Source organism: Pseudonocardia xishanensis, assembly GCF_039541715.1.
Classification (GTDB): Bacteria; Actinomycetota; Actinomycetes; order Mycobacteriales; family Pseudonocardiaceae; genus Pseudonocardia; species Pseudonocardia xishanensis.
Genome location: NZ_BAABGT010000122.1, coordinates 246,514 through 261,120, shown reverse-complemented (window position 1 = coordinate 261,120; position 14,607 = coordinate 246,514). Strand labels below are relative to the sequence as shown.

15 protein-coding genes are annotated in these 14,607 nt (G+C 73.1%); 8 read left to right on the top strand and 7 right to left on the bottom strand.

Annotation, left to right across the window (positions count from 1 at the left end; all coding sequences use genetic code 11):
* Positions 1-21 precede the first annotated feature (21 nt).
* The gene (locus ABD993_RS35245) at positions 22-924 is read left to right on the top strand and encodes a nucleoside triphosphate pyrophosphohydrolase (protein ID WP_345428426.1); all 903 of its coding nucleotides are present in this window, start codon (positions 22-24) and stop codon (positions 922-924) included.
* 124 nt (positions 925-1,048) lie between these two features.
* Positions 1,049-1,744: a lysozyme family protein gene (locus ABD993_RS35240; RefSeq protein ID WP_345428419.1), complete on the top strand. Its 696-nt coding sequence runs from the start codon at positions 1,049-1,051 to the stop codon at positions 1,742-1,744.
* 77 nt (positions 1,745-1,821) lie between these two features.
* Here ABD993_RS35240 and efeB read toward each other — a convergent pair whose 3' ends face one another.
* The 4 genes from efeB to ABD993_RS35220 form a co-directional block, all read right to left on the bottom strand.
* On the bottom strand, positions 1,822-3,015 hold the full coding sequence (gene efeB / locus ABD993_RS35235) for an iron uptake transporter deferrochelatase/peroxidase subunit (RefSeq protein WP_345428632.1): 1,194 nt from the start codon (positions 3,013-3,015) through the stop codon (positions 1,822-1,824).
* Between the two features lie 92 nt (positions 3,016-3,107).
* On the bottom strand, positions 3,108-4,250 hold the full coding sequence (efeO, locus tag ABD993_RS35230) for an iron uptake system protein EfeO (RefSeq protein ID WP_345428412.1): 1,143 nt from the start codon (positions 4,248-4,250) through the stop codon (positions 3,108-3,110).
* Positions 4,251-4,282: 32 nt separating this feature from the next.
* Positions 4,283-5,107, bottom strand: coding sequence for an iron uptake transporter permease EfeU (gene efeU, locus ABD993_RS35225; protein ID WP_345428403.1), 825 nt, complete (start codon positions 5,105-5,107; stop codon positions 4,283-4,285).
* Positions 5,108-5,246: 139 nt separating this feature from the next.
* The gene (locus ABD993_RS35220; protein ID WP_345428398.1) at positions 5,247-5,657 is read right to left on the bottom strand and encodes a tetratricopeptide repeat protein; all 411 of its coding nucleotides are present in this window, start codon (positions 5,655-5,657) and stop codon (positions 5,247-5,249) included.
* 163 nt (positions 5,658-5,820) lie between these two features.
* On the opposite strand from ABD993_RS35220, the gene eno reads away from it, so the two are divergent.
* The 3 genes from eno to ABD993_RS35205 are packed head-to-tail and all read left to right on the top strand — an operon-like array spanning position 5,821 to position 8,114.
* Positions 5,821-7,110 carry a phosphopyruvate hydratase gene (gene eno / locus ABD993_RS35215; RefSeq protein WP_345428393.1) on the top strand — a complete coding sequence of 430 codons (1,290 nt, stop codon included), beginning with the start codon at positions 5,821-5,823 and terminating at the stop codon, positions 7,108-7,110.
* Entirely contained in the window at positions 7,111-7,611 is a 501-nt protein-coding gene (locus ABD993_RS35210) for an FtsB family cell division protein (protein WP_345428387.1), read from the top strand.
* Positions 7,612-7,634: 23 nt separating this feature from the next.
* Positions 7,635-8,114, top strand: a complete 480-nt coding sequence (locus tag ABD993_RS35205; protein WP_345428380.1) for a DUF501 domain-containing protein — start codon at positions 7,635-7,637, stop codon at positions 8,112-8,114.
* A gap of 42 nt (positions 8,115-8,156) precedes the next feature.
* On the opposite strand, the gene ABD993_RS35200 is transcribed toward ABD993_RS35205, so the two are convergent.
* Positions 8,157-9,752: an acyl-CoA dehydrogenase family protein gene (locus ABD993_RS35200; protein WP_345428371.1), complete on the bottom strand. Its 1,596-nt coding sequence runs from the start codon at positions 9,750-9,752 to the stop codon at positions 8,157-8,159.
* Positions 9,753-9,834: 82 nt separating this feature from the next.
* Between ABD993_RS35200 and ABD993_RS35195 the strand changes: the two genes are divergently transcribed.
* The 3 genes from ABD993_RS35195 to ABD993_RS35185 all read left to right on the top strand — a co-directional run bounded on the left by ABD993_RS35195 (position 9,835) and on the right by ABD993_RS35185 (position 12,886).
* Positions 9,835-10,779, top strand: a complete 945-nt coding sequence (locus ABD993_RS35195; RefSeq protein ID WP_345428363.1) for a Ppx/GppA phosphatase family protein — start codon at positions 9,835-9,837, stop codon at positions 10,777-10,779.
* Positions 10,780-10,784: 5 nt separating this feature from the next.
* On the top strand, positions 10,785-11,462 hold the full coding sequence (locus ABD993_RS35190; protein ID WP_345428354.1) for a uracil-DNA glycosylase: 678 nt from the start codon (positions 10,785-10,787) through the stop codon (positions 11,460-11,462).
* 62 nt (positions 11,463-11,524) lie between these two features.
* Positions 11,525-12,886: an NAD(P)/FAD-dependent oxidoreductase gene (locus tag ABD993_RS35185; protein ID WP_345428346.1), complete on the top strand. Its 1,362-nt coding sequence runs from the start codon at positions 11,525-11,527 to the stop codon at positions 12,884-12,886.
* 109 nt (positions 12,887-12,995) lie between these two features.
* Here ABD993_RS35185 and ABD993_RS35180 read toward each other — a convergent pair whose 3' ends face one another.
* Positions 12,996-14,162 carry an RNA polymerase sigma factor gene (locus ABD993_RS35180; RefSeq protein WP_345428337.1) on the bottom strand — a complete coding sequence of 389 codons (1,167 nt, stop codon included), beginning with the start codon at positions 14,160-14,162 and terminating at the stop codon, positions 12,996-12,998.
* Positions 14,159-14,497, bottom strand: a complete 339-nt coding sequence (locus ABD993_RS35175; protein ID WP_345428630.1) for a YciI family protein — start codon at positions 14,495-14,497, stop codon at positions 14,159-14,161. Before ABD993_RS35175 ends, ABD993_RS35180 begins: the two co-directional genes overlap by 4 nt.
* Between the last annotated feature and the right edge of the window lie 110 nt (positions 14,498-14,607).

Genomic DNA, 14,607 nt, shown 5'->3' with positions numbered 1-14,607 from the left:
CGGGGCTGGGAGACTGGAGTCGTGGCTCCCACGGTGATCACCCTGTCCCGCAGGCTCGGAGCGGTCCTGCCCGCCGCCGCGCTGCCCGCGCTGCGCGCCGCGTCCGCGGTCCACGCCGATCCGTCGGTCCCCGCGGACCTCGCCGCCGCGGCCGGGGCGACCCCGCTGCCCGCCGATCCCGCGCCGGACTCGGTGGTCCTGACCCTCGAGCCGGGCGGCCTGCCCACCCCGGAGCCCGCGGGTTCCGCCCTGCTGGACGCCGTCGCCGTCATGGACCGGCTGCGCTCGCCCGGGGGCTGCCCGTGGGACGCCGCGCAGACCCACGAGACGCTGCTGAAGTACCTGGTCGAGGAGTGCTACGAGCTCTACCAGGCCATCGAGGACGGCGACCGCGTCGACATGCGCGAGGAGCTCGGGGACGTCCTGCTCCAGGTGCTGTTCCACGCTCGGGTCGCAGCGGAGGACCCGGCTCCCTTCACGATCGACGACGTCGCCGACGGCCTCGTCGCGAAGCTGGTCGGTCGGCACCCGCACGTGTTCGGCGGCTCGGAGCGCGTGGACACCGCCGCCGCCCAGGAGGGGCGCTGGGAGGAGCTGAAGCGCGCGGAGAAGCAGCGCGCGTCCTCGGTGGACGGTGTTCCGCTGGGCCAGCCAGCCGTCGCGCTGGCGGCCAAGCTCGTCTCCCGCACCCGCCGCGCGGGCCTGCCCGCCGACCTGCTCCCCGAGGGCGCGGGCGTGGGGGAGGACCTCTTCCGCCGCATCGCGGACGCGGTCCGCGCGGGCGAGGACCCCGAGTCCGCACTCCGTACGACGGCGAAGGCCTTCGCCGAGCAGGTCCGCGAGGCGGAACGGGCGGCGGCCACCGAGGGCACGGACGTGCACGCGCTGGACGAGCAGACCTGGCGCCGCACCTGGCCCGCCTGACCCCCTTCCCGCCCGCGAGTCCCCCTCTCCCGGCCGCGAACCCCGCGAGTCCCACCACTCTCGACGTGCGAGTCGGACACGCCGGCTCAGACCGCTCTCAGCTCCGATCCGTAGCGTCGACGTCATGCGGCCCTTCGCGATCCTGCTCGGCGTGCTCACCGCGGTCGGGCTGCTGGTGCTGGGGATCGCGGGGCTCGGCACCTCGGAGCGGGAGCCGGGGCGCGGCCCCGTCGCCCGGGGTACGCCCGCGACCCCCGCGCCCGCCGTCCCGGCCGAGGCGGATCCGGCGGCCTGGGCCGCCGACCGGGCCGACGCCGTCGGGATCCCGGAGCGCGTCCTGGCGGCCTACGCCGCCGCGGAGCTCGCCCAACGCACCGCGACGCCGGGCTGCAACCTCTCCTGGGCGACGCTCGCGGGCATCGGCCGCATCGAGTCCGACCACGCCCGGATACACGGATCGTCGCTGGTCGACGGCGTCGCGCAGCCGGCGATCGTGGGGATCCCGCTCGACGGGAGCAGCGGCACCCGGGAGATCGCCGACACCGACGGCGGCACGCTGGACGGGGACCCGACGTACGACAGGGCCGTCGGGCCGATGCAGTTCCTGCCGCAGACGTGGGAGCGCTTCGGGCGGGGCGATCCGCAGGACATCGACGCGGCCGCCCGCGCCGCCGCGGCCTACCTCTGCACCGCGGACCGGGACGTCGCCGACGGGGCCGGGTGGTGGGACGGGGTGCTGGCCTACAACCGCTCCGTCGCCTACGCCCAGCGGGTGTGGGCCGCGGCCGACCGGTACGCCTCCGCCGCGTCCCCCGCCTGACGACGGGCAGGCGACGGGCCCCCCTGCCACCGTCCGACTCCCGTGTCGGAACCGGCGACTCGCGTGTCGGGAGTGAGTCACTGGAAGAGCTGGTGTGCCCAGTACTCGTTCTGGCCGAGGCCCGGGGGGATGGCGAAGACCGCGGAACCGTTGTGTTCCAGGTACTCCATCATCTTGTCGTTGCGGGCCAGTGCGCTCTGCATGGGCACGAAGTGGGTCTGCGGGTTGTTCATGAACGCGAGGAAGAACAGGCCCGCGTCCAGGCGGCCGAAGCCGTCCGTGCCGTCGACGAAGTTGTAGCCCCGGCGCAGGATCTTGACCCCGTTCAGCGACTCGGAGGAGGCCAGCCGGATGTGCGCGTCCACCGGGATGGTGGTCCCGGAGAGGTCGGCCTGGTCGAACTCGCCCTGCTGTCCGAACGCGTTCCCCACGCCCTTGGTCCGCCCCACGATCTGCTCCTGCTCGTCGAGCGACGTGCGGTCCCAGATCTCGATGTGCATCCGGATCCGCCGCGCCACCAGGTAGGTGCCGCCGACCAGCCAGTCCGGCCCGTCGGACACCCAGACGTGCTGGTCCAGCAACGACGGCTCCTCGGCCTTGAGGTTGTTCGTGCCGTCCTTGAAGCCGAACAGGTTCCGGGGGGTGTCCTGGGTGGTGGACGTCGAGGAGGTCCGGCCGAAGCCGAGCTGCGACCAGCGCACCGAGGTCGTCCCGAAGCCCATCCGCACGAGGTTGCGGATGGCGTGCACGGCGACCTGGGGGTCGTCCGCGCAGGCCTGCAGGCAGATGTCGCCGCCGGACTTGGCGGGGTCGAGCCGGTCGCCGGTGAACGTCGGCAGGGGAGCGAGCCCGGGCGGCACCGGCATGCCCAGCTTCTCGAAGAACGACGCCCCGAACCCGACGGTCAGGGTGAGCGACGCCGCGGGCAACCCCAGCGCCTCCCCGGTGTCCGCGGGCGGCGCGTACTTGTTCAGCCCGACGGCGCCGTTCTCGGTGGTCTCCTCACCGAGCGTCATCCGCTCCGCGGCCGAGGTCCACTTCTGCAGCAGCCGCTGGATCTCGGCGCGGTCCGTGCTGGTCAGGTCCATCGCGACGAAGTGCAGCCGGTCCTGGGCCGGGGTGATGATCCCGGCCTGGTGGGTGTCGCGGAACGGCACCACACCCGGCGTCGCGGGCGAGCCGGAGGACGCGACCCCGTACCCGACGGCCGCACCCGCACCGGCGAGCGCGACCCCGGCCCCCGCGTACCCGATGAGCCGTCGCCGCGACATCCCGCCACCGGAGCCCGGCGGATCGGACACGGGGGGATCGGACACGGGGGGATCGACGGGCGGGGTCTCGGTCTGCGGGGGCCGGGTGGAGCTCATGACGTGACGACTCCCGCGACCTGCGAGATGGGCTCGGCGAGCGCGTCGACGGCGTCGGTCATCTTCTTGGTGTCCGCCTCGGTGAGCTGCGTGTAGAGGACGAAGCCGCCGTCCGGCGCGCGGTAGCCCTCGAGCAGCGTCTCGACCGCGGCGAAGCGCTGGTCGAGGATCGGGCCCAGGCTCGGGTCCTTCGCGTCGATCACCGGGCGCAGCGCGGCGACGGAGGCCTGGCTGCCCTCGACGTTGGCCTTGAAGTCCCAGAGGTCGGTGTGGGAGTAGCGGTCCTCCTCACCGGTGATCTTGCCGGTGGCGACCTCGTCGAGCAGCTCCTTGGCGCCGTTGGCGAGCTGCACGGGGGTGAGCTCGATCGTCTTCACCCGGTTCTGGAGGTCGGCGATGTCCGCGTCGAGCTGGTCGGCGATGGCCGCGGAGTCCGGCTGCAGGCCGTCCACCCACAGGTCCTTCTCCAGGCGGTGGTAGCCGGTGAACGCCACGCCCGGGTCCCGCTCGTCGTCCTCGCGTCCGTCCATCTTCGGGTCGAGGTCGCCGAAGGACTCGGCCACGGGCTCGATCCGTTCCCAGTAGGTGCGCGAGACCGGGTACAGCGCCTTGGCCTGCTCGACGTCCCCGGCCTTGATGGCCGTCGTGAACTCCGTGTTCTTCGCCACCAGCGCCTCGATCTGCGAGGTCACGTACCGGGTGTACCCGGCGGTGGCCTCGGCGAGCTGGGCGTTCTGGTCGGTGGAGCGCTGGGCGGTGCCGGTGACGGTGAAGGCGCCGCGGATGCCGTCGCCGACCATGCCGGGCTTGCAGGCGGTGGTGTAGGCGCCGCCGTCCGGTACCTCGACCAGCAGGTCGCGGGACAGCCCCGGCCCGATGTTCTCGACCTCGCCCATGATCCGGTCGCCGGTGCCGTAGAGGTAGAACTCGGTGACCTTGGTGCCGGAGTTCTTGATCGTGAAGCTGATGTTGCCTGCGGGCGCCTCGACGGCGGAGACCTGGCAGGCCGTGTCGGAGGCCGTCACGGTGATCGGGCCGCCGCCACCCTCGGCGGCGGGCGGCTGCGCGGTCGACGTACAACCGGCGAGCAGCAGGGCGGCGCCTGCCGTCAGCACGACGCCGGGGATCCTGCGGGACATGGTTCTACTCCTCATCGACGAACTGGGTGAGGTCACGCGGAGGTCGAGGTGGTGGACCGCGTGCGCTGGGGCGACAGGAACAGCGTCAGGACGACGGCGACGTACGCGCCCCACACCACGGCCTCCAGGACCGTGGTCTGCGGCGAGAAGTTGAAGATCCCCTTGAGCAGGGTCCCGTACCAGGAGTCCGGGGGGATCGCGGCGCTGACGTCGAACGCCAGCGTGCTCAGACCGGGCAGGACCCCGGCCTCCTGCAGGTCGTGCACTCCGTAGGCCAGGATCCCGGCCGCGACGAAGATCAGGAAGAACCCGGTGACGGTGAAGAACTTCGCCAGGTTGATGCGCATGGCGCCCTTGTAGATGGCCCAGGCGATGACGATGGAGATCGCGATGCCGACGAGGAAGCCGATCAGCGGCTGCGCCGTCTCCCCCGCGGCCTGGGCGGCGGCGAAGAAGAAGACCGCGGTCTCCAGCCCCTCGCGCCCGACGGCCAGCGTGGCCATGACGACGACGGCGGCGGGACCCATCGAGATGGCCTGCTCGAGCCTGCCCTCGAGCTCGGACTTCAGGGCCCGCGCGTTCGAGCGCATCCAGAAGATCATCCAGGTGACGAACGCGACCGCGATGATCGAGAGCGACCCGCCGAGGGTCTCCGACGCCTCGAAGGTCAGCGCCTGCTCGGCGAGGGTCAGCCCGAGGGTGACCCCGACGCTGACCAGGATCGCGAACGCGACACCCGCCCACACCTTCGGCAGCTCGCGGCGCCGGTCCGTGCGGACGAGGAAGGCCACCAGGATGCTGACGACCAGCGAGGCCTCGAGCCCTTCGCGCAGCCCGATCAGCGCATTGCCCAGCACCCGTACCTCCTCTGATCGCTGAGGGAAGGCTCAGCGGACAGAGGTGAGGCTAGCTTCTCCCGCGGAGGACGGGTAGACGCGTCTTCGCAGGTCAGGTGACGATTTGTCCTATTTGAGCGAGTTCTCCCGCCAAGTGTGCTCAGTCGGTGATCGACGCGATCCGGGCCCGCACCTCGCCGAGCGCCTCCTGGTACTCGGGGCGCGGGTCCATCACCACGGCCAGGTGCAGCTGGCCCTTCGCCTCACCGAGCCTGCCCTGCCGCTGCAGCGCCTTGCCGAGCGCGAACCGCGCGTAGTGGTCCGCGGGATCGAGCTCCAGCACTCGGGTGAACGCCTGCTCCGCGCGGTGCAGCTGGGCGGAGTCGAGGTAGGCGCGGCCCGCCAGCAGGTGCACCGACGCGTCGTTCGGTTGGCTCTCCAGGGCGGGGGAGAGTGCCTGGAGCGCGTCGAGGGGACGGTTCTCGGCCAGCAGCCGCTCCGCCCGGCGGAACCCCTGGAACACCCGGTTCGCCGACGGCCTGGGGGCTGGACCTGCAGGCTGGCTCGTCATGGTCCTGTCCACGGTAAAGCCCGCGCGCGGCGATCGCGAGGCTTGACATGGGGCCGACCCGTGGACAAGGGGCGTGACGTCGGCGGTTCGCCGACCGCATCGTCGGGCGGGGTGGTTACGCTGGCCCGCGAGATCCGGCGGACCCGAGAACAGGAGTGACTGGGTGGCGGTCATCGAGCAGGTCGGCGCACGCGAGATCCTCGACTCGCGGGGGAACCCCACGGTCGAGGTCGAGGTCGCGCTGGACGACGGGACGCTGGAGCGTGCGGCGGTGCCGTCCGGCGCGTCGACGGGCGAGCACGAGGCCGTCGAGCTCCGCGACGGGGACCCGAAGCGGTACGGCGGCAAGGGCGTCGAGAAGGCCGTCGCAGCGGTGCTGGACGAGATCGGCCCGGAGCTGACCGGGATGGACGCGGTGGACCAGCGTCTGGTCGACCAGCGCCTGGTGGACCTGGACGGCACCCCGGACAAGTCCCGGCTCGGCGCGAACGCGCTGCTGGGCGTGTCGCTCGCGGTGGCCAAGGCCGCCGCCGAGTCGTCCGGGCTGGAGCTCTACCGCTACATCGGCGGACCGAACGCGCACGTGCTGCCGGTCCCGATGATGAACATCCTCAACGGCGGGGCCCACGCGGACACCTCGGTGGACGTGCAGGAGTTCATGGTCGCCCCGATCGGCGCGGAGTCCTTTCGGGAGTCGCTGCGCTGGGGCGCGGAGATCTACCACGCGCTCAAGGCGGTGCTGAAGGAGAAGGGCCTGGCCACCGGCCTGGGGGACGAGGGCGGCTTCGCCCCGGACGTGCCGGGCGGCACCAAGGGCGCCCTGGACCTGATCGCCTCCGCGATCGGCAAGGCGGGCTTCTCGCTGGGCACGGACGTGGTGCTCGCCATGGACGTGGCGGCCACCGAGTTCCACTCCGAGGGCGTCTACAGCTACGAGGGCAAGCAGCTCTCCTCGGCGGACATGGCGAAGGTGTGGGCCGAGCTGATCGGCTCGTACCCGCTCGTCTCCATCGAGGACCCGCTGGACGAGGACGACTGGGACGGCTGGGTCTCGCTCACCGAGGCCATCGGCGACAAGGTCCAGCTCGTGGGGGACGACCTGTTCGTCACCAACCCCGAGCGGCTGGAGGACGGCATCGACCGCGGCGCCGCGAACGCGCTGCTGGTCAAGGTCAACCAGATCGGCACGCTGTCCGAGACGCTGGACGCCGTGACCCTGGCGCACAACAACGGCTACCGCTGCATGATGAGCCACCGCTCCGGCGAGACCGAGGACGTGACCATCGCGGACCTCGCCGTCGCCACCGGGTGCGGGCAGATCAAGACCGGCGCCCCGGCGCGGTCGGAGCGGGTCGCCAAGTACAACCAGCTGCTCCGCATCGAGGAGGGCCTCGGGGACGCGGCCCGCTACGCGGGCGAGCTGGCCTTCCCGCGGTACACCCCGGGCAGCTGAGTGCCCGCCTCCCGGGAACGCGCGCCGAAGGCCGCGGGGCGTGCGCGCCCCGCGGCCACGCGGCGTACCCGGGAACCGCAGCTCACCCGCAGTAGGACCCGGGCGGGCGGGGTCGTGGCGGCCACCACGGCCAAGCTCGGGCTGTCCTCCACCCGGCGCGCCGCGATCCTGGCGATCGTGGTCTGCGCGCTGGCGCTGACCGTGGCCGTGCCGCTGCGCAACTACGTGGCGCAGCGGCAGGAGCTCGCGGCCGTCACCGCCCAGCAGCAGGCGCTGCAGGCGGAGGTCCAGGACCTCACCGACAAGCGGGCCCGGCTGTCCAACCCGGACGAGGTGGCGGCCGAGGCCCGGTCGCGGCTGGGCTACGTGCGCCCGGGCGAGGTGCCGTACGTCGTCGAACTGCCGAACACGCCCACGGCCGAGGAGGTCGAGGCCGCCCGCCGGGCCACGCCCTGGTACCGCACCCTGTGGAGCGATGTCACCGAGGGCGCGCCCCGCTGATCCGTCCTGGGACACTGGTCGGCATGAGCACGGTGACCACCGCCGACCGGGACGCGATCGAGGGACAGCTGGGCCGCGCCCCGCGCGGGATGCTGGCGGTGGCGGCCCGCTGCCCGTCCGGGCACCCGAACGTGGTGCAGACCGCGCCGCGGCTGCCGGACGGCACCCCGTTCCCCACGATGTTCTACCTGACGTGCCCGCGGCTGGCGTCGAGGATCGGCACCCTCGAGGCGTCCGGCCTGATGCGGGAGATGACGGACCGGCTCGCGGAGGACCCCGAGCTCGCGGCCCGCTACCGCCGCGCGCACGAGTCCTACCTGGCCGAACGGGACGCGATCGAGTCGCTGGGCACGGCGGTCAGCGCGGGTGGGATGCCGGAACGGGTCAAGTGCCTGCACGTCCACGTCGCCCACTCGCTGGCGAAGGGCCCGGGAGTGAACCCCTTCGGCGACGAGGCGCTGGTCCTGCTCGGCGACTGGTGGACCGGCACCGACTGCGCCTGAGCGCCGAGGAGGAGCAGCCCGCCGCCGTGGCCGGCGTCCTGCTCAGCCGACTGCGGGGGTGACGCGGTCCAGCAGTGGCTTGGCGGGGACGCCGTCGGGGAGGGTGCCCGCCGTGCGCCAGGGGCCGTCGGGGTGCAGGCGGCCTGCGAGGAAGGCGTCCGCGACCTCGACGGGCGCGGTGCGCAGCAGCAGCGAGCCCTGCAGGCACAGCGCCATGAGCTCGGCCAGCCTGCGCGCGCGGCGGGGCTCGGCGTGCTGGAGCTCGGTGCGCAACACGGTCGACGCCCGGTCGAAGCGGGCGTCCGCGCCCTGGGCGAGGGCGATCTCGTCCAGCACCGCGTCGACGGACTCCGGCGAGCGGGACAGCGCGCGCAGCAGGTCCAGCGCGGTGACGTTCCCGGAGCCCTCCCAGATCGAGTTCAGCGGGCTCTCCCGGAACAGCCGCGGCATCGGCGACTCCTCGACGTAGCCGTTGCCGCCCAGGCATTCCAGGGCCTCGCCGACCACCGCCGAGGTCCGCTTGCAGACGAGGTACTTCGCCGCGGGCAGGGCGAGCCGCAGGAACGCGGTCTCGCCCCGCTCGACGGCGCCGGCCAGCCGGATCGCGAGCGTGGTCGCCGCCTCGGACTCCACCGCCAGCTCCCCGACGACGGCCTGCATCAGCGGCTGGTCGGCCAGCCGCGCGCCGAACGCGGAGCGGTGCGCGACGTGGTGGGCCGCCTCGGACAACGCCGCGCGGGTGGTCCCGGCCGCGCCGAGCACGCAGTCCAGCCGGGTCATCGAGACCATCTCGATGATCGTCGCGACGCCGCGGCCCTCGTCCCCGACCCGCCACCCGACGGCGTCGGCGTACTCGAGCTCGGCCGAGGCGTTCGACCGGTTGCCCAGCTTGTCCTTGAGCCGCTGGATGCGCAGCGCGTTGCGGGTGCCGTCCGGCAGCACCCGGGGCAGGACGAAGCAGGTCAACCCGCCGGGGGCCTGGGCCAGGGTGAGGAACAGGTCGTTCATCGGTGCCGAGGTGAACCACTTGTGCCCGACGAGGGTGTACGTCCCGTCCGGCTGCGGGGTCGCGCGGGTGGTGCCGGTGCGGACGTCCGAGCCGCCCTGCTTCTCGGTCATCGACATCCCGGCCAGCAGGCCGCGCTTGTCGCGCGCGAGCCCGGGCTCGTAGACGCGTGTGGTCAGGCCGTCGGCGAACGAGGTCCCGCGCAGTGGGGGCACGGCCGCATACGTCATCGAGATGGGGCAGCAGTGGCCCTGTTCCAGCGTGCTGACCAGGTAGAACCCTGCGGCGCGGGTGACGTGCTCGCCCGTCGCCCACGGGGTCCCGTGCAGCCCGTGCTCCACCGACAGCCGCATCAGCGCGTGCCAGGACGGGTGGAACTCGACCTCGTCGATCCGGTGTCCGTAGCGGTCGTGGGTGTGCAGGACGGGCTCGTGCACGTTCGCCAGCCGCGCCTGCTCCCGGTACTCCGCCGATCCGACGGCCGTGGCGAGCACCCCGAGGTCGGGCGCCGCGCCCTCGCGCCGCAGCGCGTCGGCCAGCGCCGGATCGCAGGCCAGCGGGTCGAACCCGGCCAGCGGCGGGACCTGGTTGGTGACGTCGTGCGTGCTCACCACGCTGGGAGGAACGGACACCTACCCGAGGGTAATGCCGACGGCGCCTCCCCGACCCCACCGCTACGGTGGCGGGGTAGGACCCCGACCGCGAGGAGCACGTATGTCCCGGGTGGCCGCCATCGACTGTGGGACCAACTCGATCCGTTTGCTGATCGCCGACGTGACCGAGAGCTTCGACGGCACGAAGGACCTCCGCGACCTGCACCGGGAGATGCGGATCGTCCGGCTCGGCAAGGGGGTGGACGCCACGAAGCGGCTGGACCCGGAGGCGCTGGAGCGCACCCGCGTCGCGCTGGTGGACTACGCGACGGCGGTCCGGCGCAAGGGCGTCGAGCGCATCCGCATGGTCGCGACCTCGGCGACCCGGGACGCGGAGAACCGCGAGGACTTCTTCGGGATGGTCCGTGACACCCTCGGGATCGAGGCCGAGGTCATCTCCGGGGACGAGGAGGCCCGGCTGTCCTTCCAGGGCGCGGTCGGCGACCTCGACCCGGATGACGGGCCCTTCGTGGTCACCGACGTCGGCGGCGGCTCCACCGAGGTCGTCGTCGGGACGGCGGCGGACGGCGTGCGGGCGGCGCGGTCGGTGGACGTCGGGTCGGTCCGGCTGACCGAGCGGTGCCTGCCCGGCGACCCGCCCGCGGCGTCGGACGTGGAGAAGGCGCGCGAGATCGCCCACGCCATCCTGGAGGACGCCTTCCGCGAGGTCCCCGTCGAGGGCGTGCGGACCTGGGTCGGGGTCGCCGGGACGATCACCACGCTGTCCGGGATCGCACAGGACCTGCCGAAGTACGACCCGGAGCGCGTGCACCTGTCCGTCCTGACCAGGCAGGACGTCCATCGCGTCGCGCAGATGCTGATCACCAGCCCGCGCCCCGAGCGGGAGAAGCTGGGGGCGCTGCACCCCGGCCGGGTGGACGTCATCGGTGCGGGCGCGCTGGTCGTCGAGGCCCTGGCGGACGAGTTCCACGCCAAGGCGGGCATCGACCGCATGATCGTCAGCGAGCACGACATCCTGGACGGGATCGCCCGGTCGATCGCCTGAGCCCGATGGAGCCGAGCATCGCCGCCCTCGACGCCGCGGTGGCGGACTGCGTCGCCTGCCCGCGGCTCGTCGCGTGGCGCGAGCAGGTCGCCCGCGAGAAGCGGGCGGCCTACCGGGAGTGGACCTACTGGGGGCGGCCCGTGCCCGGCTTCGGCCCGGCGGACGCGAGCCTGCTGATCGTCGGGCTCGCCCCCGCCGCGCACGGCGCCAACCGCACCGGCCGGATGTTCACCGGGGACCGGTCCGGGGACGTCCTCTACGCCGCGCTGCACGCCGTCGGGCTGGCGTCGCAGCCGACGTCGGTGCACGCCGGGGACGGGCTCACCCTGCGCGGCACCCGGATCACCGCGCCCGTGCACTGTGCCCCGCCCGCCAACAAACCCACCCCGGAGGAGCGGGACGCCTGCAGGCACTGGCTGGAGTCCGAGCTCGCCCTGCTGCGCCCGACCCTGCGCGCCGTCGTCGTCCTGGGGGCCTTCGGCTGGCAGGCGGTCCTGCCGCTGCTCGGCGACCTGCCCAGCCCGCGTCCGAGGTTCGGCCACGGGGCGCACGTCCAGCTGGGTGACCTGCACGTCTTCGGCAGCTACCACGTCTCGCAGCAGAACACCTTCACCGGCAGGCTGACCCCCGCGATGCTCGAGGAGGTCCTCGGCGCGGCCGGACGTGCGGCAGGTCTCATGTGATCCAGGGCGAAAGACCCTGATCGGGGGCGCGCCACTTACGCCTTCGGAGTACCAATGAGGGCATGGCGCACGCGCAACGAATCGTGGTGGTCGGCGGCGGCTACGTCGGCATGTACACCGCTCTGCGGCTGCAGAAGAAGCTGCGCCGCGGGCGGGCGGACATCACGGTCATCGACCCCCAGTCCCACATGACCTACCAGCCGTTCCTCCCCGAGGCGAGCGCCGGTTCGATCGAGCCGCGCCACGTCGTGGTCCCGCTGCACAAGGTGCTGCGCGGCTGCCACGTGCTGACCGGCCGGGTCACCGCGATCTCCGACGTGCAGAAGAAGGTCACCGTCGAGACGGCGGCGGGTGGCATCACGACCCTGCCGTACGACGTCCTCGTCGTCGCCCCCGGCTCGGTCGCCCGGACGCTCCCCGTCCCCGGCCTGCCGGAGCAGGGCATCGCCTTCAAGACCGTCGGCGAGGCCATCTACCTGCGCAACCACGTGCTGTCGCGGCTGGACGCGGCCGCCACCACGGACGACGAGGAGCTGCGCAGGCGGCTGCTGACCTTCGTCGTGGTGGGCGGCGGGTACGCGGGCGTCGAGGCGCTCGCCGAGCTCGCGGACATGGCCCGCTACGCCACCCGCTACTACGGGAGCATCGTCCCGGGCGACCTGCGCTGGGTGCTGGTCGAGGCGATGGACCGGATCATGCCCGAGGTCGGTCCGAAGATGGGCGCGTACACCGTGCGCCGCCTGCTCGACGCCGGCATCGAGGTCCTGCTGGAGACCCGCGTCGAGTCGATGGTCGGCGGGAACGTCGAGCTCTCGGACGGGCAGCGGTTCGGCGCGGACACGGTCGTCTGGACCGCCGGGGTCAAGCCGAACCCGATGCTGGAGCAGACCGACCTGCCGCGCGGCCCGCGCGGGCACGTCGAGTGCGCGGCCGACCTGACCGTGAACGGTCTGACCGGGGTGTTCAGCGCGGGCGACTGCGCCTCGATCCCGGACCTGACCAAGGACGACCCGAACGCCCGCACCAGCCCGTCCGCCCAGCACGCGGTGCGGCAGGCGAAGGTGCTGGCGGACAACATCATCGCCCACCTGAACGGCGCATCGCTCAAGCCCTACAAGCACAGCTACGCGGGGTCGGTGGCCTCGCTGGGGCTGTACAAGGGCGTGGCGCAGGTCTACGGGATCAAGCTCAAGGGCTTCCCGGCGTGGTTCATGCACCGCACGTACCACGTGTCGCGGATGCCCACCTGGAACCGCCGTTTCCGCATCGTCGTGGACTGGACCACGGCGCTGCTGATGGGCCGCGAGGTCGTCGCGCTGGGCCAGATCCACGAGCCGAAGGCGGAGTTCGCCCGGATCTCCGGCGGCACGGTGACCCCGCTGCCGTCGACGGTCGCGCAGGAGGCGGACGCCAAGGCCTCCTGACGAGTGAGCGGGCCGAGCAGATCGGCCCGCTCGACCCCCTGCGGCGCCTGCTCCCTCACCGGGGACGGGCGCCGTCGGCGTTCCCCGGGGCCGTCCGCGGTGCGGGCGGTCAGCCCGCGGCGAGGGCGGCGGCCCGCCGTTCGAGGTAGCGCCGCTCCGGCAGGCTGCGGGTGAGGGCGGCCGCGGTGACGTAGTCCGCACGGGCCTCCGCCGGGCGCCCGGCGCGTTCGTGCAGGTGGGCGCGCACGGCGTGGAGGCGGTGGCCGGGCAGGTCGAGGTCGCGCAGCAGGGCGAGCCCGGCGTCCGGTCCGCGCAGCTCGGCGAGCGCGACGGCGTGGTTCAGCGTGACCACCGGGCTCGGCGCGATCCGGTCCAGCAGCTCGTAGAGGCCCACGATCTGCCGCCAGTCGGTGTCCTCGGCACTCCCCGCCTCCGCATGGACCGCGGCGATCGCGGCCTGCAGCTGGTAGGCGCCGAGCGGGCCGTGCCCCAGCGCCTCGGCGACGAGCGCCGTGCCCTCCGCGATCTGGGTCCGGTCCCAGCGCGTCCGGTCCTGGTCGGCCAGCGGGACCAGCTCACCGGCGGCGTCCGTGCGGGCGGGGCGACGGGCGTCGGTCAGCAGCATCAGGGCCAACAGACCGGTGACCTCGTCGTCCTCGGGACGGAGGCGGTGCAGCAGCCGGGTCAGCCGGATGGCCTCGGCGCTGAGGTCGGCGCGGGCCAGGTCGGCGCCCGCGGACGCGGTGTAGCCCTCGTTGAAGATCAGGTAGAGCACCTGGTGGACGTCGCCCGGGGTGTCGAAGCCCTTGTCCCGCAGCGTCTTCTTGGCGCGGCTGATCCGCTGCGCCATCGTCGCCTCGGGAACCAGGAAGGCCGCGGCGATCTCCGCGGTGGTCAGTCCGCCGACCGCGCGCAGGGTCAGCGCGATCTGCGACGGCGGGGACAGCGCGGGATGGCAGCACAGCGCCAGCAGCGTGAGGGTGTCGTCGGTGTCGGGGGTGTCGGCGGGGGGCGGCTCCAACAGGGCCAGCCGCTCCTCCCGGGCCCGGCTCGCGGACTCGCTGCGGACGGCGTCGATCAGCCTGCGGTTCGCGACGGTGACGAGCCAGCCGTGCGGATTGTCCGGCACGCCGTCGGTCGGCCACTGCTGCGCGGCCGCCAGCAGCGCCTCCTGCACGGAGTCCTCGCACAGGTCGAACTGCCGGTGCCTGCGGACGAGCGCGCCGAGGACCTGCGGCGCCAGCTCGCGCAGCAGGTCCTCGACGCGGGCGGTCACACGTCCCCGCCGTCGCCCAGGAGCGGTCGGACCTCCATCGGCGTGTTCACCTTGGGCCAGCGCGCGGCGATCTCGACCGCCCGCTCCTCGGACTCGACGTCCACGATCAGGAACCCGCCGAAGTGCTCCTTGGCCTCCGCGAGCGGCCCGTCGGTGACGACCGGCCCGGTGCGGACGACCTTGGTGCTCGCCGGGTCCGCCAGCGCGTGCGTCGTGACGAGCTCGCCGGACTCCTGGAGCTCCGCCATGATCGCGTCCATCTCGGCCATCAGCGGTGCGCCCTCGTCGCCGAAGAACACCGCGCGCGTCTCGGGGTTGTCGTAGATCATCAGCATGTACTTCACCGGTGGCTCCTCTCGTGGGCCGCTCGGGTGCGACCCTCTCGCATCCCCGGTCGGAGCCGCAGCCCGGATCTCGACATCGTTCCCTCTCGGACGCTCGGCCG